General features: G+C 38.0%; 20 protein-coding genes. 16 read left to right on the forward strand and 4 right to left on the reverse strand.

The annotated features are described in order from the left end of the window. The first annotated feature begins 67 nt into the window (after nt 1-67). The 4 genes from pulA to ACFX4G_RS05475 all read left to right on the forward strand — a co-directional run bounded on the left by pulA (nt 68) and on the right by ACFX4G_RS05475 (nt 6844). Nucleotides 68-3049 carry a type I pullulanase gene (pulA, locus tag ACFX4G_RS05460; protein ID WP_377573197.1) on the forward strand — a complete coding sequence of 994 codons (2982 nt, stop codon included), beginning with the start codon at nt 68-70 and terminating at the stop codon, nt 3047-3049. Nucleotides 3050-3177: 128 nt separating this feature from the next. Beyond that, on the forward strand, nt 3178-4671 hold the full coding sequence (locus ACFX4G_RS05465) for an aldehyde dehydrogenase family protein (RefSeq protein ID WP_013082880.1): 1494 nt from the start codon (nt 3178-3180) through the stop codon (nt 4669-4671). A 107-nt stretch (nt 4672-4778) separates the two neighbouring features. After that, nucleotides 4779-6065, forward strand: a complete 1287-nt coding sequence (locus tag ACFX4G_RS05470) for a cytochrome P450 (protein ID WP_377573806.1) — start codon at nt 4779-4781, stop codon at nt 6063-6065. 119 nt (nt 6066-6184) lie between these two features. Next, a complete protein-coding gene (locus ACFX4G_RS05475; protein WP_097823613.1) occupies nt 6185-6844 on the forward strand; it encodes a serine/threonine-protein kinase in 660 nt (219 codons plus the stop codon). Between the two features lie 13 nt (nt 6845-6857). Here the strand turns inward: ACFX4G_RS05475 and ACFX4G_RS05480 are convergent, their stop codons facing one another. Beyond that, a complete protein-coding gene (locus ACFX4G_RS05480) occupies nt 6858-7136 on the reverse strand; it encodes a hypothetical protein (RefSeq protein WP_013082883.1) in 279 nt (92 codons plus the stop codon). Between the two features lie 140 nt (nt 7137-7276). Here ACFX4G_RS05480 and ACFX4G_RS05485 point away from each other — a divergent pair, with 140 nt between their 5' ends. From ACFX4G_RS05485 to ACFX4G_RS05495, 3 genes are all read left to right on the forward strand, one after another. Beyond that, nucleotides 7277-7420, forward strand: coding sequence for a hypothetical protein (locus ACFX4G_RS05485; RefSeq protein WP_014460421.1), 144 nt, complete (start codon nt 7277-7279; stop codon nt 7418-7420). 129 nt (nt 7421-7549) lie between these two features. Next, nucleotides 7550-8344, forward strand: a complete 795-nt coding sequence (motA, locus tag ACFX4G_RS05490; protein ID WP_377573202.1) for a flagellar motor stator protein MotA — start codon at nt 7550-7552, stop codon at nt 8342-8344. Beyond that, nucleotides 8337-9170, forward strand: coding sequence for a flagellar motor protein MotB (locus tag ACFX4G_RS05495; RefSeq protein ID WP_028408764.1), 834 nt, complete (start codon nt 8337-8339; stop codon nt 9168-9170). The genes motA and ACFX4G_RS05495 overlap by 8 nt, the downstream gene beginning before the upstream one ends. A 35-nt stretch (nt 9171-9205) precedes the next feature. On the opposite strand, the gene ACFX4G_RS05500 is transcribed toward ACFX4G_RS05495, so the two are convergent. Beyond that, a complete protein-coding gene (locus ACFX4G_RS05500; protein ID WP_377573205.1) occupies nt 9206-9538 on the reverse strand; it encodes a hypothetical protein in 333 nt (110 codons plus the stop codon). Between the two features lie 199 nt (nt 9539-9737). Here ACFX4G_RS05500 and ACFX4G_RS05505 point away from each other — a divergent pair, with 199 nt between their 5' ends. Together ACFX4G_RS05505 and ACFX4G_RS05510 are read left to right on the forward strand one after the other, a co-directional pair. After that, nucleotides 9738-10691 carry an NAD(P)/FAD-dependent oxidoreductase gene (locus ACFX4G_RS05505; RefSeq protein ID WP_377573208.1) on the forward strand — a complete coding sequence of 318 codons (954 nt, stop codon included), beginning with the start codon at nt 9738-9740 and terminating at the stop codon, nt 10689-10691. A 19-nt stretch (nt 10692-10710) separates the two neighbouring features. Further along, nucleotides 10711-11406 carry a YqjF family protein gene (locus ACFX4G_RS05510; protein ID WP_230183961.1) on the forward strand — a complete coding sequence of 232 codons (696 nt, stop codon included), beginning with the start codon at nt 10711-10713 and terminating at the stop codon, nt 11404-11406. 3 nt (nt 11407-11409) lie between these two features. On the opposite strand, the gene msrA is transcribed toward ACFX4G_RS05510, so the two are convergent. Next, entirely contained in the window at nt 11410-12366 is a 957-nt protein-coding gene (msrA, locus tag ACFX4G_RS05515) for a peptide-methionine (S)-S-oxide reductase MsrA (protein ID WP_377573211.1), read from the reverse strand. A 277-nt stretch (nt 12367-12643) separates the two neighbouring features. On the opposite strand from msrA, the gene nhaC reads away from it, so the two are divergent. Beyond that, nucleotides 12644-14050: a Na+/H+ antiporter NhaC gene (nhaC, locus tag ACFX4G_RS05520; protein WP_043982077.1), complete on the forward strand. Its 1407-nt coding sequence runs from the start codon at nt 12644-12646 to the stop codon at nt 14048-14050. A gap of 179 nt (nt 14051-14229) precedes the next feature. Here the strand turns inward: nhaC and ACFX4G_RS05525 are convergent, their stop codons facing one another. Beyond that, a complete protein-coding gene (locus tag ACFX4G_RS05525) occupies nt 14230-14883 on the reverse strand; it encodes a GntR family transcriptional regulator (RefSeq protein ID WP_034275912.1) in 654 nt (217 codons plus the stop codon). Nucleotides 14884-15245: 362 nt separating this feature from the next. Here ACFX4G_RS05525 and ACFX4G_RS05530 point away from each other — a divergent pair, with 362 nt between their 5' ends. The 6 genes from ACFX4G_RS05530 to ACFX4G_RS05555 all read left to right on the forward strand — a co-directional run bounded on the left by ACFX4G_RS05530 (nt 15246) and on the right by ACFX4G_RS05555 (nt 23200). Further along, the gene (locus ACFX4G_RS05530; RefSeq protein WP_377573214.1) at nt 15246-16658 is read left to right on the forward strand and encodes an amino acid permease; all 1413 of its coding nucleotides are present in this window, start codon (nt 15246-15248) and stop codon (nt 16656-16658) included. A gap of 296 nt (nt 16659-16954) precedes the next feature. After that, nucleotides 16955-17956 (forward strand): acyltransferase family protein, encoded by a 1002-nt coding sequence (locus tag ACFX4G_RS05535; RefSeq protein ID WP_043982078.1) that lies wholly within the window; start codon nt 16955-16957, stop codon nt 17954-17956. Between the two features lie 25 nt (nt 17957-17981). Further along, complete coding sequence (locus tag ACFX4G_RS05540) at nt 17982-18857, forward strand: peptidylprolyl isomerase (protein ID WP_043982079.1); 876 nt, start codon at nt 17982-17984, stop codon at nt 18855-18857. Nucleotides 18858-19221: 364 nt separating this feature from the next. Next, nucleotides 19222-19896: a response regulator transcription factor gene (locus ACFX4G_RS05545; protein WP_013056756.1), complete on the forward strand. Its 675-nt coding sequence runs from the start codon at nt 19222-19224 to the stop codon at nt 19894-19896. Then, a complete protein-coding gene (locus ACFX4G_RS05550; RefSeq protein ID WP_043982080.1) occupies nt 19886-21313 on the forward strand; it encodes a sensor histidine kinase in 1428 nt (475 codons plus the stop codon). Before ACFX4G_RS05545 ends, ACFX4G_RS05550 begins: the two co-directional genes overlap by 11 nt. A gap of 522 nt (nt 21314-21835) precedes the next feature. After that, nucleotides 21836-23200: an allantoinase gene (locus tag ACFX4G_RS05555; RefSeq protein ID WP_377573217.1), complete on the forward strand. Its 1365-nt coding sequence runs from the start codon at nt 21836-21838 to the stop codon at nt 23198-23200. Nucleotides 23201-23404: the final 204 nt, after the last annotated feature.

A 23404-nucleotide genomic window follows, 5' to 3' on the forward strand; every position in this document is an offset into this window, starting at 1 on the left:
ATCCATAGTTAACATTGTTAACTATGGATTTTTTTTCTTTATCGACATAAAATAGGAAAAAATACTTATGATAACGCTTTCAAAAAAGGTTATAGTGAAAAATGTGTACGTACTTTATTTTACGGGAGGGTTTTCATTGAAATGTAGTTGGACTAAATATGCAATGGTACTGATGGCTTTAATCTTACTAGTAAGCTCTTTTTTTAGCCCATTTATGCAATCGTTTGCATCTGCAGCAGACTCAACTAAAATCACGATTCACTATCAGCCTGCTCCAAATGATACAAAGGAATGGGGATTATGGGTTTTTCCTGAAGGAGGAGAAGGGAAGCCTTACGTATTTACAGAGGAAGATCAATTTGGAAAAGTAGCGGAAGTTGAATTACCCGGTATTTATGACAAAGTAGGTTTTATTGTTCGAACAGAATCGTGGGAAAAAGATGGAGGAGACCGCTTCGTTTCGGTGGAGAACGGTGAAGGAGAAGTATGGGTGAAAAGTGGAGATGAACATACATATACGTCTCCTCCTGACGGTGAATACCGAGATTTACCGAAGTTTGATAAAGTAAACGTTACCTTAAATTATCATCGGTACGACGGAGATTACAGCGGGTGGAACATTTGGACATGGCCAGGTGATGAAAAAGAAGGGAAGCAAATCGAATTTACGGAAGACACGAATTTTGGGAAGAGGGCGACCTACGTCATTAACAGTGGAAGTGGTAATTTATTTGACAAAATTGGTTTTATTGTACGCCATTCTACTAGTGACAGCGATTGGGAAAATAAAGACGGAGGAGAGCGCTTTATTACCAAGGTTGGTAAAGATGGGAATGTAGAAGTATGGATTGTTCAAGGACAAAATCGAATTTATTATGATAGAGCTGGAGTAGATATCACTCGGAAAATCACGAAAGCGACTATGGATACATTTAATCAAATCACCTTAGAAACAAACGTGCCGTTTGACTTTTCTAAGAGTTTAGGAGACATTGAAATTGACGGAGCTCAAATTGAGAAAGTGATACCTTATAAAGAGGGAGAAGACGCTGCTACTACTAAAGTTAAAATCATAACAAAACAGCCTTTGGACGTTACAAAAACGTATAAAGTGAAGCAAAAAGGCTACGGCTCAGCTGATGTAGTCAATGGAAATGTCGTTCGCACGAAAGAATTTGACGAAAAGTATGCATATAGCGGAAACGATTTAGGAAACACGTATTCTAAGAAACAAACAAATTTTCGCGTATGGGCTCCAACCGCAAGCGAAGCAAAGCTAGTGACTTATTCATCATGGAACTCCAAAGCTGTAAAAGAAATTTCTATGATCAAAAGTGAAAAAGGAACGTGGAAAGCGGAGTTAAAAGGAAATCATGATGAACTAATTTATACGTACAAAGTGAAAATTGGGAACAGCTGGAGCGAAGCGGTTGATCCATATGTACGAGCAACAACGGTGAATGGAGATCGCGGAGTTGTCGTAGATTTGGCTAAGACAAATCCGAGAAAGTGGAGTGCAAATAAGCCGAAATTTAAAAATCCAGAAGATGCGATTATCTATGAACTGCACGTACGAGATTTATCGTCTCAAAAAGAGAGTGGTATCAAAAATAAAGGAAAATATTTAGGCGTAGCGGAGTGGAATACGAAAGGACCAAATGGAGTAAAAACAGGACTCAGTCATATTAAAGATTTAGGTGTGACGCACGTTCAGTTCCTGCCTATTTACGATTATCGTACGGTGGATGAAACGAAATTAAACGAGCCGCAGTTTAACTGGGGATATGATCCGAAAAATTACAACGTCCCAGAAGGTTCCTATTCAACAAACCCATATAACCCTAAGACGAGAATCATTGAGCTTAAACAAATGATTCAAACGCTTCATGATAAGCAGCTTCGTATGGTAATGGACGTGGTTTATAATCATGTGTATGCAGTGAGTGAGCATAGCTTTGATAAATTAGTTCCAGGCTACTACTTCCGTTATAAAGAAGATGGAACTTTATCCAACGGAACAGGTGTTGGAAACGACACGGCGTCTGAACGGAAGATGGTTCGGAAGTTTATTGTAGAGTCTATTGCGTATTGGGCAAAAGAGTACCACATTGATGGGTTTCGATTTGATTTAATGGGGATTCACGATACAAAGACAATGAATGAAGTGAGAAAGAAGTTAGATGAAATTGACCCTTCCATTATCGTCTTAGGAGAGGGCTGGGATCTAGGAACCGAGCTTGATGCTAAGCTAAAAGCTAATCAGAAAAACGCTCAGGATATGAAGCGCATCGCTCATTTTAATGACGGTATGCGAGATGGTCTTAAAGGCAGCGTGTTTTTTGATCATGACAACGGATTTGTTAATGGAAAACAGGGGCAAGAAAAGCTCATACAGCAAAGTATAGCAGCTGGAATAGATTATGATCATTCCACTGCCACGTATGAAGACCCGGATCAAGTTGTGACGTATGTAGAAGCTCACGATAACCATACGTTATGGGATAAGCTTCAGCTGACGAACCCTGCTGACACCGAGCAAACGAAAAAGCAAATGCATAAGCTTGCTTCTTCTATTATTTTAACATCTCAAGGAATGAACTTTATACATGCAGGTCAAGAGTTTATGAGAACAAAAGGCGGAGATCATAATAGCTATCAGTCACCCGATTCTGTCAATCAGCTAGATTGGAAGCGCCGAGCAGCTTTCAGCCAAGAAGTAGATTATATGAAGGGACTTATTGCGCTTCGAAAGCAATATTCCTCATTTAGAATGACGAGTGCACAGGCTATTCATCAAAATTTACGCTTTGTTGATGCACCAGCAAACGTAGTAGGTTATACGTTAAATGCTAAAGCCAATAAAGATAAAGCAAACGAAATAATGGTGATTCATAATGCAAATAAACAAGCTCAAACGGTTCATCTGCCTTCTAACAGAACGTGGAGATTACTTGTTGACGGCGAGCAGGCAGGAACAAAAACGCTCCGTACGGTGAAAGGAAATACAGTAAACGTTTCGCCTCTTTCGACATTTGTGCTAGTAAGATAAATTTTAGATAACTAGAATACATGTAGAAAAATTCAGAATATTGTATGCGAAATTGTTGATTTTACTAGATAACATGGTAAAATATTCATTGTTAGCGTTTTCAAAATTCGTGGGGAGGTATGTATTTGATGCAAAATCTTGGAGCGAAAAAAGTTGAAATGAGTCCGAAAGTAGTGGAGTTTTTAAAAGGAGTTAAACAGCTATACATTAACGGCGAATGGGTAGACTCTGTTTCAGGAAAAACGTTTGAAACAGTAAACCCAGCAACGGGTGAAAAGTTGGCAGATGTAGCTGAAGCAAATCCAGAGGATATTGATCGTGCCGTCAGAGCGGCTAGAGAAGCCTTTGATCATGGACCTTGGACAAAGATGTCAGCAGCTGAAAGAAGTCGGCTTATTTATAAATTAGCTGATTTAATGGAAACACATCAATTGGAGCTTGCGCAGCTTGAAACGCTTGATAACGGAAAACCAATTCGTGAAACATCAAATGCAGACATTCCATTAGCAATTGAACATTTCCGCTACTTTGCTGGATGGTCAACTAAAATGGTTGGACAAACTATTCCTGTGCAAGGAGCGTATTTTAACTATACAAGATATGAACCAGTAGGAGTTGTTGGCCAAATTATTCCGTGGAACTTCCCGCTTTTAATGGCCGCTTGGAAGCTCGGAGCTGCTTTGGCAACTGGATGTACAATTGTGCTTAAACCAGCAGAGCAAACGCCGCTTTCTGCACTTTACTTGGCTCGACTAGCCGATGAAGCAGGGTTCCCAAAAGGCGTGCTAAACATTGTGCCAGGCTACGGGAAAACAGCAGGTGAACCGCTCGTTCATCATGATCTTGTCGATAAAATTGCTTTTACAGGATCTACTGCTGTCGGAAAAGCAATTATGAAGCAAGCTAGCGACTCCTTAAAACGTGTGACGTTAGAGCTTGGAGGTAAATCACCAAACATTATCCTCCCGGATGCAGACTTAACAAAAGCAGTTCCTGGTGCGCTTTCAGGTATTATGTTTAATCAAGGACAAGTATGTTGTGCTGGAAGTCGTCTGTATGTCCAAAAAAGCTTATATGATAATGTCGTAGCTGATTTAGTTTCTCAAACGAAATCTATTAAACAAGGAAATGGATTAGCAGATGAGACGACAATGGGTCCGCTTGTATCTGCGCAGCAGCAAAAACGAGTGAAAACCTATATTGATAAAGGAATTGAAGAAGGAGCGGAAGTACTCGCAGGAGGAAACATTCCATTTGATCAAGGCTATTTCGTAGAACCGACTATCTTTGCAGATGTCGATCATTCAATGACGATTGCTCGTGAAGAAATCTTTGGTCCGGTTGTAGCTGCTATGCCGTTTGACGATCTCGATGATTTAATTGCCAAAGCAAATGATACAGCATATGGTCTAGCAGCGGGCGTCTGGACACAGGATTTAAAGAAAGCACACTATATTGCTCATGGTATTAAAGCAGGTACAGTTTGGGTGAACTGTTACAACGTATTTGATGCAGCAAGCCCGTTTGGAGGCTATAAACAGTCGGGAATTGGTCGTGAAATGGGAAGCTATGCGCTTGATAACTACACTGAAGTGAAAAGCGTATGGATCAATATGGAATAATAAGTGAGAATTTTTGTGAAAATCAATAGCATATCTTTGTGTGAAAAAGAGTAGTCTTTAGTGGACTACTCTTTTATTTGTTTAAGTCCCGCATTTTTAGAAAAGGAGTGATAACATTGCCGGTTATACAGGGCCCCTCGTCGTATAAGCTTACCGGTCACCTGCAAAAGTTTAGAGAGAACCCACTGGGTTTTTTGGAAAACTTGACTCAGTATGGAGAAATTGCAACATTTAGAGTTGCGCACAAACGCTTTTATGTAACGAGAGACCCTCAACTTATTAAAGATGTAGTCATTACAAACAGCAAGGCGTTTCAAAAAATTAAACTAACGCATATGTTTAAAACGCTGCTAGGCGAAGAAATGTTATGGACAGATGAAGCATTATATATGAGCCCCATTCAACCCTCACAACTAAAACAACATCTAACTTATAATAAGGAAGCAATCGCAAAAATAATTGAAAAGCATACGGAAACGTGGGAAGAAGGGCAGCTTCGAACGATAGTAAAAGACATAAGACAGATAGTCGTAGCTGTACTCCTTCAACTTGTATTTGGCATTTCGATTGAGGAGAAAGATAAAATTCACTATGTTCAAGCGCTTATGAGAAAAAAAGAAAAGTTAGGCAAAATTTATATTCGTCTACCTTTGCACCAGCTTGACTCAGATGAGCAGCTAGAACAACTCCTTTTTGAACGCGTTCAAATGCGTGTTCAAAACAAAACCGAAGGAAATGATTTACTGCATTATATATTGAATTCTTACGGAGAAGACAGCGATGAAAGAGAAATATATGAACAGCTAAATTCTATATTCCTTTCGATGTATGAAATGATTACGCACGTATGCAGCTGGTCTATTCATTTACTGTCTCAAAATACTAGGGAGCACCTTCAGCTGCATAAAGAAATTCAAGCCTATGCTAGCGGCGAATCACTTTCAACCAAAAATCTGACCTATATGCGCAAAATAATTGCTGAAAGCATGAGGTTGTATCCGCCTCTTTGGCTATTTGGGCGTCAAGCACGTGAAGATATACAAATAGATGGCTACAGTATCAAAAAAGGGGAGATTATGTTAATCAGCCCTTATATGATGCATCGCCATGAAGATTATTTTTTAGAGCCAAGTGAATTTTTACCTGACCGTTTTGAAAAAGGAGGGTCCATTGATGTCCCAAGCTATATGTATATGCCGCTTGGGATTGAGCATCAAGCGGAAAGGGGCATGGACTATATCACTGAAATAGTAACCATTTTTCTGTCAGAAATGACAAAGCGCTTTTTATTTCAGCTGACTGAGCCCGAATCTATTGCTCCGATGGCGGGCGTAATGCTGAATATGAAAGAAGAACTGAGGGTGAATGTTCACAAAGTTCACGCGCAGTCTTGAATGAACGGGAATACTTTCCCTCTTTATATCAGGTTGTCAATTTATTGACACATCCTGCATTGAGATTTATCATAGGGTAATATTTGATAGAGATTACTGAAGGATTTTTAGAGGGGACTATGGATAAAACAATTAAACAGTTAGTGTCGCTAGTTGAAACATCATTACTAACGCAAGTTACGATTCAAAGTGAAAGTGACTATGATCCAGTTGAAGTTACGAACAAAACAAAAGAGTGGGTACTTATTGGTAAAGGAAACTATGCCGGTGTGTTTACGCACGAAAATTATCCTGAATTTGTCGTGAAAGTATACGGAAGAGAAATTTATGGTGTAAAGAAAGAAGCGCAAGTGTATAGACAGCTGGGCGTTCACCCAGCTTATTCTCAACTTTTTCATGAGGGAAAGACGTATTTGATTTTAAAAAGACTTACAGGCGTTACCTTGTATGATGCCGTCCAGCGGGGAATAAAGATTCCAGAACAAGTCATAAAAGATGTGAACGCAGCTTTGGACTATGCAAGAAGCCAGGGTTTAAACCCGTATGATGTGCATGGTAAAAATGTCATGATGAAAGATGGAAGAGGGTATGTGGTGGATATCTCTGACTTTTATAAAGAAGGTATTGATAAAAAATGGACAGACCTTGTAAAAGCTTATTACACCTTTTATCCGTTTATTGATAAGTACCATATCCGCTTGCCGTACCCGCTTTTAAACGTTATCAGAAAAGCATATCGTCTATATCGTAGAATCAAATCAAAAAGGAGTTTCCGCTAAAGGGAACTCCTTTTTAAGATGAAATACAGCGCAATACATGCTGCTGCTCAAAAGTTGGTTTTAATTTGAATAGAATGGTTTGTAGTATTTCAGATTGATAGACAAATTTTAGCGTATGTTTAAGGGAAAGAGGATGTAAGAAAGAACGTATTCTTTTTTCAGCATAACGTATCACCTGTTCTTCATAAAATAAAGTACGTGCGGAGATTTTAGCGTGAATGTCTTTTGTTAGTTCGATTGTAAACTGGATAATCAATAAATCAGTGTCTTTACAGTATTTTTCTAGTAGCATGATATCACCTCCATTTTGTCAACTCATTTACATAATCTTAATATAAAATTTACAAATGTCAATAAGACACGGAAAAATAAATGGTAAGACTGTTCTTTTTATATGTTGAATAAACAAGAACGTGACAGAGGTGAATAAACTTGAACATTAACGTCGGATTTGCCATTTTAGCTGATATTGATAATAAGATGACGGCTGCTATTTATGTGGAAAATCAAATTGTAGCGATTATAGCTGGACCTTCAGATATTCTGTATGAAAAGTTGAAAAAAGTGTTTTTATAATAGAGAAAAGCTGTAATTATAAATATGATTCATAAAAGGCTTAAAAATTCTATGAAATAGTCGAAATAAAAGGTGAGGATAAAATACACAAAAAGAAAGAACAGGAAGTTAAGGATAGGAGAATTACATATGGATAAAACATCTTTTATTGGACTGATTTTAGGAATAGCCTCTCTTATTGTAGGTATGTTTTTCAAAGGGGTTAATCCATCTGTGTTAGGAAATCCCGCTGCTATTTTAATTATTATTGTCGGAACCGTCGGAGCAGTAGTGATTGCATTTCCTTCAAATGAAATCAAAAGAGTCCCAAAACTGTTTGGTGTCCTGTTTAAAGAACAAAAAATGCTGCAGCCCGTTGATTTAGTATCCATGTTTTCTGAATGGGGACAAGTTGTTCGAAAAGAAGGGTTACTATCACTTGAAGCCCAAATTATTGATGTAGATGACCCTTTCTTAAAAAATGGTTTGAATTTAGCTATTGATGGTCAAAGTGCGGATTATATACGAGACGTGTTGTCTGAAGAAATTGATGCTATGGAAGAAAGACATCAAACGGGTGCAAGTATTTTCGCTTTAGCAGGTACATATGCTCCAACTCTGGGTGTACTTGGAGCTGTTATAGGGTTAATTGCTGCGCTTGGGAACATGGAAGATACAGATACGCTAGGACATGCGATCAGCGCGGCGTTTGTTGCTACGCTTCTTGGTATTTTTACTGGGTATGTACTATGGCATCCGTTTGCAAATAAACTAAAGCGTAAATCGAAACATGAAGTAAAGGTAAAGTATATGATGATCGAAGGAGTGCTTTCACTTTTAGAAGGAGAAACATCCAAAGTAATAGAGCAAAAGCTGGCTTCTTATTTGCCAACAGCGGAACGTAAAAAGCTTCTTCAAGAAAGTGAAGTGGGCATAAATGAGTAGACGCAGAAAACGAAAGCATGAAGAGGACCATGTTGACGAAAGCTGGCTGCTTCCTTACTCAGATTTGCTTACACTTTTACTTGCTTTATTCATTGTATTGTTTGCAATGAGTTCAGTGGATGCGCAGAAATTTAAGAACCTTTCTCGCGCATTTAATGAAGCGTTCGTTGGAGGAACGGGTGTGATGGAATTTCAATCTCTGGAGGAATCTGAAGAAGCGGTTCAGCCTTCAAATACCCCTGCAGCTAAAAGTACGGAAAAAACAAATGAAGTGGAGACAGCTCCTAATCAGTCTCCTGCTTCTTCACAATCGTTAACGAGCGAACAAAAGGAGCAAACCATTCGAGAAGCTGATCAAGAAGAGCTTCAGCAAATTCAATCTAAAATTAATGCGTATATTCAAAAGAAAAACCTAACAAATCAATTACAGACTTCGCTAACTGATGAAGGTCTCTTAATTTCCATTCGAGACAATGTATTGTTTGATTCAGGAAGAGCACAAGTTCGAAGTGAAGATACAAAAATCGCCAATGATATTTCAGAGCTTTTGGTGATTGACCCTCCTCGTAATATCATTATTAGCGGTCACACTGATAACGTACCTATTCGCAACGCTGGTTTTGAATCCAACTGGGAGTTAAGCGTGATGAGAGCAGTTAACTTTATGAAAGTTATCTTGAAAAACGATAAGCTTAATCCAAGCATGTTCAGTGCAAAAGGATTTGGAGAGTTCAAACCGGTGACATCTAATAATACAGCAGAGGGACAAGCGAAAAATAGGAGGGTTGAAATATTGATTACTCCTCGTACAATTAAACAGCCGTAAAAGCAGGACTGCTTTTACGGCTGTTTTTCTATGTGTTATAAAGCTAAGAGTCTTCTCTTTTCAAAGTTTCCTCGTACTAACTTGAGATCCATTCCATCTAAAATCAAGTCAATGAGAGCTCCTTTAAAGACATCCGCTGTTTTTTTCTTATCATTGGACTGCAAATATTGCACGCGATACCACTTGTCTTCAACTTGAAAATACATAAAACGTCCATGCGTAAAGTCAATCCAAAACTTTGTAGGTTGTCCATTGAGATTTTTATAAACATATCCCCAGCTTCGGCCTTGGTGAGAGTCCTTCATTTTAGGGCGAGCTGTATTAAATACTTCGTAATATACTTGGTGCTTAATATCATAGAGCATCATATGACAGTCCTCCTATCTATAGACGTGCTAGCAGGTAAAGATATATTTGCATACAACAAGTATACTCAGCTGAAAGGAATCGTAGACTACTTTTTTGAGACAAGCAGAAATGCAGTTAAATGAAAAAGACAGTTTAAATTAGCTCAATCATTCCGCTTTTTTTATACTGTAAGTAAATGCGTTAAATAAGGAGGAAAAAATGAGACGAGTAGGAATAGTAGGTGCTGGAATGGCGGGCCTTACAGCAGCGGCTGAATTACAAAAAGAAGGAATAGAGGTCTTTCTTCTTGATAAGGGTAAAAGTGTAGGGGGACGAATGGCTACCCGAAGAGTAGGAGAGGGAAAAGCAGATCACGGAGCTCAATTTTTTACAGTGAGATCCGATGAATTTCAACAAGACGTAAATAAATGGATAGCTGATAGAAAGGTTAAGAAGTGGTTTGGTGACCATCACCCTCGGTATCAAAGTATGAATGGGATGAATGCGCTAGCTAAATATTTAGCTGAAGATTTACGCGTATACGTGAATCGAAAAGTTCAAGCTATTGATTTTCGAAACGGAAGGTATCAGCTGTATACAGAAGAAAATGAGATTTTTGAAGCGACTGATATCATTCTTACAGCTCCGTCTCCTCAGGTTGTTGAGGTACTTAATAATAGTAAGCTGCAAGCGGACCAATCAATTCTTAATACACTGAAATTTAGTCCTTGCTTGGTTGCTATCGTGGAGCTTTACACAGAGATGCTGTATGGTGATCATGGTCAAATCACGAATCCTTCTGGCACAATCCAAAGAATCGTTAATCATGAGCAAAAAGGAATATCAAAGACGCCCGTTCTTAGCATATATATGAATAAAGACTGGTCAGAAAAACATTTTGATGAACATGAACATGAGCTGCTGCGGGCGATAAAAAATGAAATAAAAGAATGGATAGGTGCAAATCATATTAAAAGCATTCAGTTAAAGAAATGGCGCTATGCAGAGGCTGAACAAGTTCTTCATCAGCCCTTTGCTAAAATTATGCCGTCGCTACTGGTGGCAGGAGATGCTTTTTTAAGAAGGGAAGACGAAACAAATCACTCACGGTTAGAGAGCGCATATTTGTCAGGGAAATCGGCAGCCGCTGAATTAATGGGAAAGAACATCTAGAAAAAGGAGGGACCAAGAAGTGAAAAATAATTGGATAATGAAACAAACGTGGAAAGATTTACTGTTTATTCATTGGCCTGTAGATCCGGCATTTTTGGCTTCTTTATTGCCTAGTCAGTTAGAGCCTGACACCTATGATGGTCAAGGATGGATTGCACTTGTGCCTTTTACGATGACAGACATTCGATTTAAAGGAACGCCCGCAGTTCCTATCTTTTCACGGCTATATGAGCTGAATGTGCGTACATATGTTACATATAAAGGGGAAAAAGGCGTTTATTTTTTTAGTTTAGACGCAAGCAATCCACTAGGGGTATGGATTGCTCGTCAGTTTTTTCATTTGCCTTATTACCACGCTGCTATGACATTCAACAAAACTCAGAACCATATTTCTTTTCAGTCAGTTCGAACGCACAGAGACTCACAAAAAGAGCGAGTAAAGCTTACATATAGAGGTATTTCTCCGTCCTATCGCAGTAGAGAAGGAGAATTAGCTCATTGGCTTACAGAGCGCTACTGCTTATTTACCACTCATCAAGGAAATGTCTACAGAGGAGATCTTTATCATGATCCTTGGGAGCTGCAAAAAGGGGAGTGTGAAATAAGAGATGATTCTATTACTCAGCCTTTTTTGCGTCCGGCGGACAATCGCGATTTAATTGTGCACTATGCCAATCAAGTCACGGCTTATTTTTATCCTTTTAAAAAAGTATAAATATCAAAACAAAATTAAAAAGTCTTCATACCCTTCTTCTTTAAGCTTCTCTTTTGGAATGAAGCGCAAAGCCGCGGAATTTACTTGATAGTATTCGCTGTTTTCTTCGGTTAATAGTAAACCCAAATAGTTATTTCCTTCTTTGCTTTTTAGTGTTGTTTCATGCTGCATCGGAACTTTTTTTATATTTCCGTATAAAATAGGGCGTTTGAAAACCGGCCACCCTGTATGGGAAGGGAGTTGATCTGACGTTTTAAACAGTGCTTCTCCCGTTAGAAGATCAACGTAAATTCCTTGTTTTTTGTTATTCCAATATAAATTTGTAAAAGGAGGTTCGGTTCCGTTTTCCTGCGTAACAAAATATTGCATGGGCGTTAGAACCTTTTTTAGATAGGAGCGGTCCGTTGGCCAATGCTGTGTCAAAAAATCAGTTCGCCCCGAGCCTTCTTTGTATAATTTATAGTGAAATGTGTTTTTTCGATAATAATCCTGCTGCTGCTCTTCTGCTTCATAAAAAGAAGAAAAAGGTAAAATAGGTGTGACGATAGGACGCTTAAAGCGTCCGCTTTGGGCTAAATTTTTTTTAGAATCGAAAGCCGCTTCTTTTTGTTTTTCGTCGTGATAAAAAATAATGGCTCGGTATGACGGTCCGCGGTCTGAAAACTGTCCTCCGGAATCCGTAGGGTCAATTTGCTGCCAATACAGGTTAAGCAGTTCTTCAAACGTAATATAAGAAGGATCCCATAAAATTTGTACTGCTTCTACGTATTCGCTTTCCTGTTTAGCTTCAGAAGTGATTTGTTTATCTTTAGCGTAGCCTGAGCGGATACTGCTGATTCCTGGAAGCTGATCAAAAGGAGCGACCATGCACCAAAAGCATCCTCCCGCAAATGTTGCATATTCTTTCACGTTACTTACCTCTTTTCGTTGAATGAAATAAATAAAAATATATTTATGCATTAAAATGTATAAAAAATCAGAAAGCGCTTTATAACTAGTCTTGTAAGAAAGCACGCTCTTGTGGTATTATGACCACTGGATGAAAGAAAAATGGCTTATTGTTTATACGAGTATCCTTATTTTATGTTCTTAAAAAGATGCAGTTTATTGTTTAAGCATTCAAAGAAGTACATAGGTTCAAGCAGTAAGAGGAACAATTAAAGAATAGAATAAGGACGTTTTACTCTTAAACGATACCACATTCCAGAATCTACATACCAGTTTAGGAGGAGCTAGTTTGAACACAACCCGTTTACCATCTATGTGGGAGATAATGATTGTGCTTGCTTTATTTTTAGCAGTTGTTATTTCATTTGCAACTGTTTTGGATTTACCTATTCAGCTCGCTTTATTTATTTCATGGTTTATTGTTATGGCGCTAGGAGTACGACTTGGGTATACGTATAATCAGCTGCAAGGAGCCATTACAAGAGGAATATCAAACGGCTTAGAAGCTATTTTAATTTTATTAGCCGTCGGTACGTTAATTGGAACATGGATTGCCGGAGGAGTTGTTCCTTCTCTTATTTATTTTGGACTAGAGTTTATTAATCCAACATTCTTTTTACTTGCTACACTTATCATTTGCTCTATTACCTCGATTTCAACAGGAACATCTTGGGGAACGGTTGGTACAGCCGGAATCGCGATGATGGGAATCGGACAAGGCTTAGGCATGCCGCTTCCTTTAGTAGCTGGAGCTGTGATTTCAGGAGCTTATTTTGGAGACAAGCTTTCTCCTCTTTCTGACAGTACCATTTTATCTGCGTCAATGGCTCGAGTGAACGTTATTGATCATGTAAAAGCAATGTTAGTGTTGGATATTCCTGCTTACGTCATTACGGCAGTATTATTTACGGTAACAGGATTTATGTATGGAGGAAAAGATTTTGATGCCGGACGGGTAGACGGATTAAAATCTTCGCTGTTGGATACATTCCATATCAGCGGGTGGATGCTGATTCCGGCTTTGGCTGTTATTGTCCTTTTAGCATTAAAGAAACCTTCTCTTCCATCAATTGCGATTGGCTCGTTATTAGGAATTATATGGGCAGTTGTCTTTCAACATATGGATGTGGCGAGCGCATTTAATACGGCTTATGAAGGATTTAAAATTAATACCGACAACACATTTTTAAGTGAGCTGTTAAATCGTGGCGGAATTTTAAGCATGGTCGGTTCCATTATTGTCATTATTTTTGGACTAGGCTTTGGCGGGTTATTAGATGAGCTCGGTGTCTTAGAAGTCCTGCTATCTAAATTCGAAAAAATTCTTGTCAATTCAGGAAACGTTACGGCTTCTACTATTTTCGTTGGATTATTAGGGAATATATTTGGTTGTGCAATGTATGTTTCATTAATTTTAACACCGAAAATTATGGAGAAAAGTTATGACAAGTTAAGAATACAGCGTCTAGTGCTTGCCCGTAACTCAGAAGTAGGGGGAACCTTAACTTCAGGGATGGTTCCGTGGACGGACAACGGTGTATTTTTAGCTACAACGCTTGGGATTTCTACATTCGCTTATCTGCCGTTTATGTGGCTCAGCTTTGTCTCTATTATTTTGGCGATTATTTACGGATATACTGGGAAATTCATTTGGTACGTAAAAGAGGAAAAACAGCGTTCTGCTATAGCAAAATAAAAGAGGCTGCGACAACAGTATGTTAGTTAAAAGAAGATCCGAACGATGAATTAAGATTCTTGATGGAGAATCAACTTCGTTCGGATTTTTTTATTGGTATGATAAACGTAGGTTTCATGTATTTTGTTGCTTCTAGCTGTTGACTGGATTGATTTAGTTATGCCTTAACCTCTTTTTGATCAAATCATTTCTGGATATTCGATTTTCCAGTGGACATTTTGAAGGTAAAGCTGAACATCCGCCTTTTTTTTCTGCTTCAGAAGTTTTAGAATATGGCGGTGATGTTCATTCATCACATGTAAAATGGCGTATAGCTCTTTATTGTCATCGCTAAAGTACGTTTGTCTGATGAATCCGTCTTGTAAAGATATAAGCTGTTCTTTTAAGGTCACATTACCGCATCGGTTCAAATATACTCGATGAAAATACGTTTGGTATTTTTGATAATCCTGATAATTTTCTAATTCAATCGAAACATCAATTTTTTTAATAAGCTCATCCATCTTCGTAAAATCGTCTTCCGTTAAGTGATCAATCGACAGGGAAGCTGCAAGACCATCTAAAGCACCGACGATTTCAAATACTTCTAGTTTTTTTGGTGTATCAATTTCCTTTACGGTAAATCCTCTGCGCGGTCTGTATTCTAATAGGTTGTCTGATGCCAGTTTAATAAGCGCTTCTCTCACAGGCGTTCGGCTGACATTCAGCTGAGAACAAATGCTGGCTTCATTTATTTTGTCGTTAGGCAGCAGTGTACCGTCTTGAATTTGACTTGCTATGTAGTTATATACATGATCTTTTAATGAATGATAAATCATAGGCCCCTTGTTCATTGTTTCCCCCTAAAATAAATATCGCATCAGCCGTTCTTTCTCATCATGTCATGGTGATGAGAGAGTATAAAAATAGCGTGAAAGAACGTACATGTGTAAAAATAATCATATCATATCACTTCGTCTAATCTTAGTTAGAATATAAAAAATAGAATTATTGAAATATTTTTTACTATTGATTGTTGTAAAAAATCTGAAAAATGATATAATCGAAAAAAGATTTAAGAAGTGTATATTGTATACAATATACAAAATTTGTACATATCGAAGAAATAGAGCCTACTTTTTCAGAGAAGAGACTATAGAGAATATGTAAATAAACCAAGTTTTTAGATGGGTTTACTATAAAAAGGAGGTACATAATGGGAGAGAATACAACATCTATGAATCAGTTACAAAGAAAAATGAAAAGCCGTCATTTATTTATGATTTCTCTTGGCGGTGTTATCGGTACGGGGCTGTTTCTTAATTCAGGCTACACAATTAATGCAGCAGGTCCTGGGGGAACACTCCTTGCTTATTTAATCGGTGGATTAATTATGTATTTAGTCATGATATGTCTAGGAGAACTAAGCGTAGCAATGCCTGTGTCAGGATCATTTCAAGTATACGCTACGAAGTTTATCGGGCCGGGAACTGGTTTTGCGGTTGGCTGGCTTTACTGGCTGACTTGGGTGGTGTCTGTCGGTTCGGAGTTTACAGCGTCTGGATTGCTTATGCAAAGATGGTTTCCTGACGTTTCGGTTTGGATATGGAGCGCGCTGTTTGCCCTTTTATTATTTGGTTTAAATGCAACATCTGTACGTTTTTTCGGTGAAACAGAATTTTGGTTTTCAAGTATTAAAGTATTAACCATTATTGTATTTATTATTTTAGGCGCAGCAGCGATGTTTGGATTCATTCCCCTTAGCGGTCATGAAAAAGCGCCGATGCTTTCTCACTTTACAGGAGAGGGCGGTTTATTTCCAAATGGACTTATGCCTGTATTAATTACGATGGTTTCTGTTAGCTTTGCTTTTTCGGGAACAGAATTAATTGGTATTACGGCTGGGGAAACAGAGGATCCGGAAAAGAACATACCTCGCGCAATTAAAAATATCATTTGGCGTACGTTCTTCTTTTTTATTGGCGCCATGTTTGTACTATCTGGATTGATTTCATGGAAACAAGCAGGAGTGTTAGAAAGTCCTTTTGTAACGGTATTCGATCAAATAGGTATTCCTTACGCAGCAGATATCATGAACTTGGTTATTTTAACAGCTTTATTATCAAACGCTAATGCAGGATTATATGCATGTTCGAGAATGCTATGGTCATTATCTGATCAAAAAATGGTCAGCACTTGGTTAGGAAAAGTAACGTCTAAAGGAGTTCCATTTAATTCGTTGCTTATCAGCATGGGAGTGGCATGTCTGTCCTTGCTGTCAAGCGTAGTTGCACCAACAACTGTTTACTTAGTATTAGTTTCTATTTCTGGATTTGCGGTTGTAGCTGTATGGATGGCTATTGCGGCTTCTCACTTTATGTTCAGAAGACGCTGTATTAAAGAAGGGAATGATGTATCGAAGCTTGTTTACAAAGCTCCTTTATATCCTATTGTACCTATTTTAGCGTTTGTTTTATGCTTTGCTGCTTGTGTAGGACTGGCTTTTGATGAGAGTCAGCGTATCGCATTATACTGCGGTATCCCCTTTGTCCTTTTTTGTTACTTGTTTTATTATTTGAAAAATAAAAAAGGAAACAGAAAAAACGAAAGTCAGCCTATAGCAAAATAAAAAGCAGAAGACCTAGGTCTTCTGCTTTTTTTGCATACAAAAACACCCTATCCATCCGTACTGGTTAAGTGTCCCGCAACAAGCGAAATTGAATTGGATAGGGTGCGTATCTATATAGTAGAGAAAGAGGCGCCGTTTGTCAAACTTATTTAGCCGCGCCTTATTTAAAAATAGAACTAAGCAAGGTTTTCACTGTTTTTTCATTTTCACTATGTATAGTAAGGAATGTAAAGAAAAGATATTCGCAGCAGCACGTCGTACAAATTCGTAGAAGGCGAAAGAAAGGAGGAGATCAAATGGCTAAGCGGGATGCGTATTTTGATAACGTAAAATTTATCTTAATTGTATTAGTAGTATTTGGCCATTTGTTAACTCCCTTCATTAATGATGAACAGTGGCTACGGACGCTCTACATATTTATTTACACCTTTCATATGCCAGCGTTCATTTTAATAAGCGGCTATTTTGCAAAGGGATATCGAAAAAAAGGATATATGTGGAAGATGGCGAAGAAAGTATTACTTCCTTATATTATTTTTCAACTTATCTATGCGGTATACGACTATAAACTGTATGATGAATCCACATTCAAAGTTTCAGTGTTTCAGCCAGCTTGGTCGCTATGGTTTTTATTGAGTTTATTTTGTTGGAACGCCATGTTGTTCATTTTTACAAAAATCAAATATCCTTTAGCCGTTGCGGCAGTTTTAGGGATTATGATTGGCTTATACGAACCGCTGGAAACAACGTTAAGCCTTTCTAGAACCTTTGTGTTCTTTCCCTTCTTCTTAGCAGGATTTTATATGAAAAAAGAACATTTTAAAAAGTTGACGTCGGTTTCTTGCAAAAAAGTAGCTGGAGGCACTTTGCTGATTATTGCTCTATGGATCCAGTATATAGCACCGGACTTTGAGAAAGAGTGGTTATTTGGTTCAAAATCTTATGCCTCTTTAGGTGTAAATCAATTAGAGGGAATGACCATTCGTATGCTATTTTATAGCATCAGCTTAGCAATGACGATTTCCTTTCTAGCTTTGATCCCTACACAAACAATGTCCTTTACATCTCGAGGTGCTCAAACCTTTTATGTATATGTGCTACATGGGTTTCTGATTAAATATATACGCCTATCTTCTTTTGGAGACTGGATAGAAAGTGTACAAGGATACAGTATTCTTCTAATTGGAGCTTGTGGAGTGGCGTGGTTGTTGTCGAGTAAATACGTATCTACTATTGCAAGACCTTTAATTGAGCTTAAACCGTTACCAACGCGCAAAAGTTTAAGTTTAGGTAAGTAATGAGAAATGGAAAAGGAGTTTAACGATGTCTAAAAACAAAATAATTATGATTATTGCAGCCGTTGTGGTTATTGCTGCAGTAGCTATCGGTGCCGTAGCAATGAATAAATCAAAGGTGGTTGCTACCGTTGGTGATGAAAAAATCACAAAAGATCAGCTGTACGATGCTCTTCTTGCTCAAGGAGGATCAAGTGTCCTTGACTCACTGATTGAACAAAAAGTCATTTCAAAAGAAGCAGCTAAACAAAATATTAAAGTAACCGATAAAGAAATTAATGCTGAATTAGAAAAGCTTAAAAGTCAGTACGGGGGAGAAGATGCATTAAATCAAGCATTAGCATCTAGCGGTGTAAAATTGTCAGAGCTGAAAAAAGATTTAAAGACGAATATTGAGGCAAAAAAAATGGTCGAGTCGACTATTAATATTAAAGATAGTGAAATGAAATCGTACTTTGATCAAAATAAAGATTCACTAGCTACAGAAGCACAGGTGAAAGCTAGCCACATCTTAGTAGCAGACGAAAAGACAGCGAAAGAAGTAAAGGCAAAGCTTGATAAAGGAGAAGATTTTGCGAAGCTAGCAAAAGAATATTCAACAGATACAGCTTCTAAATCAGATGGCGGAAACCTTGGATACTTCAAAAAAGGTGATATGGTCGAAGCTTTTGCCAACAAAGCATTTTCAATGAAGGTAAATGAAGTAAGTGATCCTGTTAAAACAGAATACGGTTATCACATTATTAAAGTAACAGGCAAAAAAGAAGCGCAAAAAGCAACATATGAAAATAGCAAAGCAAAAATCAAGCAAACGCTGCTTGATCAAAAATACCAAACAGAGTATCCAACATGGTTACAAAAGCTAAAGAAAAAGTATGATATTACAAACAAACTTGATTCATAAATAATACCTTAACGAAATGAGGGGATGGATATGAAACAAACAGCGTCTTATAGTAAGTTAGAAAAAATCGTCGAGCAATTGAAGCACAGAGGTGTACGAGCTGAGATATGCCGGCGTGTTGTAAAGGTCACAGAAACTGTTAATGGATCAAATCCTTCATATTCAAATCAAATCGTTAGGCATTCATAAAGAGTACAAAAGACGCAAACTGCTGGACAGCGGTTTGCGCCCGTGCTGAGTATAGCTAAGGGAATTTAAAATGAAAAGAGATCAGTAGAGGCAGCTTGTTTCTGCTGATTCTTTTTGTATAATAAAGTAAACAAAAGGATGCAGCGACATGTATCGAAGGAAGGAGTTACGCGGAATGAATGTACTGCTAGCAGAAGATGATTTGCAGCTAGGTGAATTAGTTAGTTATATGCTAAAGAAAAAAGGAGGCTATAACGTCGAATGGGTGACGGAAGGGAATGATGCATATGATTATGCATCTGAAGCGCATTATGATGTGTTAATTCTTGACTGGATGATGCCCAATGGAGACGGAATCGATGTATGTAAACGTCTAAGAAAAGAAGGATACGCCGGAGCTATTCTTATGTTAACAGCAAAAGATGCGGTTCAAGATCGTATACAAGGTTTAGATGCGGGAGCGGATGATTACGTTATTAAGCCATTTGAAATTGACGAGCTGCTTGCAAGGCTTCGTGCTTTGTCTCGTCGTAATTATGCACCGATTTTAGAAGAAGAAGTAGAGATTGCCAGCATGATATTAAAAAGAGCAAGTCAAACCGTACAGTTTGACGAGGAGTTTATTCAATTAAGTCCTCGTGAATTTCAACTTCTAGATTTTTTAGTGAAAAACAAAGGACAAGTTCTTTCTCGAGATATTATTTTAGACCGGGTATGGGGATATGAATCAGATGTTTCAATTAAAACGATTGATGCGACGGTTAAACTTTTGCGAAAAAAACTAGAGAAATTTAACAAACAGGATCTTATTCAAAGCATTCGCGGAGTAGGCTACAAAATTGAAAGCTAAACTCCTTACAAGAGCAAAACAGAAAGTAAAACAAAAAGTAAAGCAAGATTTATTCAGCCAGACGCAAAATCGTTTAACATTCCGATATAGCGCATTACTAATGCTGTTTTTGCTATTATTCGTGTTTATTGTTTATGCATTGGTATATGTGGTTGTATCCAACAGTCAGCAACAAAACTTAAATAGCATGCTAAAGCAAGAGTCCCGAATTGTCCAAAGCATCTTAATTAAACAAGCGATAAACAGCTCGAATCAACAGTCAAAAGAAGAGTACAAAAACATTGTCGTAGCCGGTGAAGATCAATTTTTTTATTACGTAATCAGTCCTGAAGGGGACCTTATTATGGGAAACGAAGCGAGCGAGCGGCTTCGCTCTAACTTATTAAATTTAATTGATGGCTGGATCCCTATTGAAAATGAAGTGAGGAAAGAACGAATAAAAGCCCCGCGCCCTAGTTTCGAACATATTGAAGGAGTAAAAGGGCAAAACGGGGAAGGCAAAATAGATATTGATTTGATGATGGCGGGTGAACCTATTTTTTATAAGGGTCAATTTTTAGGGATGCTTTATATTGGAAAAGACGTTTCATTTCTTTATCAGCTGTTAAAGTGGCTCCTTATTATTATGCTGAGCCTTACCGTACTGTTTGTAGGAGTAGCCATTTATATCAGCCGCTTAATGTCAAAACGGGCCATGGTCCCAATTGAAACAGCTTTTCAAAAGCAAAAAGAGTTTGTGGCGGATGCATCCCATGAGTTAAGAACGCCGCTTAGCGTTATGCTTTCTTCTATCAATGCTTTAGAAATGCAGGAGGAAGTAACAGAAGATCCTTTTTCTAAAAAATTAATCAATAATATGAAAGCTGAAGTGAAGCGCATGACGAGTCTCGTCAGTGATTTGCTTACGCTTGCACGTTCAGACTCTAATAAAGTAGAAAAAGCAATGATGCCCTTTGATATTACAGATGCGGTGCAAAAGGTAATGGAATCCGTTGAAACTCTAGCGGTTTCTAAACATATTGATTTGCAGCTGGATACACCGGAAAAATTAGTGGTAACTGGAGATCAAGAGCGTCTAACTCAGCTGATTTACATTTTGTTAGATAATGCGATTAAATATACGACTCCTCATGGGAATGTCAACATTCAAGTAGTTCAGCATGGAAGTGAATGTATATTAAAAGTACGTGATACTGGCGTTGGGATTCATCCAGATGAAAAGGATCGAATCTTTGACCGCTTTTATCGTGCTGACAAATCGCGATCTCGTCAAATGGGAGGTCATGGGCTAGGCTTAGCAATCGCTAAATGGATCGTAGAAACACATAAAGGGAAAATTGACGTAGAAAGTGAACAAGAAAAAGGAAGTACATTTACAGTAAGGTTGCCAATGTCACAAAAAGTGAAAAAGAGTTAAAAGAGGCTGTGACAAAATTAGTTGAAGGAAGATCCGAACGAGTTTGATTCTTGATGAGGAATCAAACTTGTTCGGTTTTTTTATGTTTAGGGTGAACGTAGATTTCATGTATATAGTTGCTTCTAGCTGTTGATTGGTAGGCAAGGCGAAGACTCCTGCGGGAAAAGCGAAATAGGAGGTGAGAGCCCGCAGAAACGAAAGGCTTGCACGGAAATCAACAGCAGTGTCACAAGCGATCTATACTTGTCCCTTTATCCAATTTGTTCGTCCATTCATTTATTTATGTCTCAATCTCTTTTTAGTTAGTGAAAGTGACCAAATAAAAAAGAAAAGTTTAGACAAAATAGCGAGTGTAAAAATCAGATAATTCAGTTAGATTTACTAGCGTAATAACCAGTCTATGTGTCAGGTTTCTTTACAAGGATAAAGACTTTTTGAAGGAAACAATGCATGATAGAACAATAGCAGACTGCTTCGTTTAATAAGAAAATGGAGTAGTTAAATAAAGGGGAGTTTGATAACATGTACGATTTAATTATTCGGGATGGTTCGGTCGTATTAGAAGACGAAATAGTAAAAGCGGATATAGGGATTAAAAAAGGAAAGATTGCAGAAATAGCGCAAGGTGTTAGCATACCAGCAAAAAAATACGTAGATGCTAAAGGCAAATATGTTCTGCCTGGAATGATTGATATTCACGTGCATTTTGATGAACCGAGCCGAGACCATTGGGAAGGGTTTGACTACGGTTCAGCATCTATGGCCGCAGGAGGCTGCACTACATATTTTGATATGCCTTTAAACGGCGTTCCTCCTACCGTAACAGAAGCAGCGCTGTGGGAAAAGAAAAAGCTGGCTGATCAAAAGTCAGTAGTAGATTATGGTCTATGGGGAGGGTTGGTTCCTGGTAATAAAGAAGAATTAGCCAAAATGGCTCATTCGGGTGTAATAGGTTTTAAAGCATTTATGTCAGAAGCCGGTTCTGAATTTGATTTCTCAGATGACCTCACATTATATGAAGGAATGAAAGAGATTGCAAAACTAAATAAAGTGCTTGCCCTGCATGCTGAAAGAAATGACTTAATACAAAAGCTTGAACAGGCTAAACAGAAGCAAAAGCAAACTGCTATTAAAGATTATTTAGAAACGCGACCGGTTGTAGCAGAAGTAAACGCAGTAAAGCAAGCGCTTGAGTACGGTGAAGAAACGGGATGTCCGCTTCACTTTGTACACATTAGCAGCTCTGAAGCAGTGCAGCTTATTACGGAAGCAAAGAAGAATGGAATGAACGTTACGCTTGAAACTTGTCCGCATTATTTACTTTTTACAGAGGAAGACTTTGAAGAAATTGGCGTAACGGCTAAGTGTGCACCTCCTCTTCGCAGCAGGAGTCAAAAAGAAAAATTATGGGCTTGTATTCAATCAGAGGAAGTAGATATGATTTCTTCGGATCATTCTCCTTGTCCGATTGAGTTAAAAACAGCTCATCAGAATGATTTATTTAAAGTTTGGGGCGGAATATCAGGCGGTCAGTACTCTTTGCAAGCAATGATTAGTGAGGGAGCCATCAATAGAGGGATTTCTCTTTCTCGCATTTCAAAGCTTGTATCAACGAATCCAGCTAAACGATTCGGTTTATACCCTAAAAAAGGAAGCATCTTGCTGGGATCCGATGCGGATTTGGTTATCGTTGATCTGGATCAAACTGAAAAAGTGACAAAAGAAGGAATGATTTTCAAACATAAGCACAGTATATATGAAGGAACGGTATTTAATAGCGTTATTTTAACTACCATTAATAGAGGAACGATTGTATACAATAAAGAAGAAGGTGTGTTTCCTCTTCACAAAGGACAAATGGTAAACGGTGAATACGTAAAATTGTAGGTACAGTGAAAAAAGAGATGAAAAATAAACCTTTTATCTCTTTTTTTACATAAAAAAATGAGGATGACTTATATTAAAGGTAATACATAGGGGGAAAATGAGTATCTACTATAACAAAACAGATATTTTTAAAGAGGTTTTTATTATTCTGAAAAAGTATATTTTTGATTGAGGGAAGCATAACGAAAAAATAATAAAGCTTCT

The sequence above is a fragment of the Priestia sp. YIM B13486 genome, assembly GCF_042787865.1.
GTDB lineage: Bacteria > Bacillota > Bacilli > Bacillales > Bacillaceae_H > Priestia > Priestia megaterium.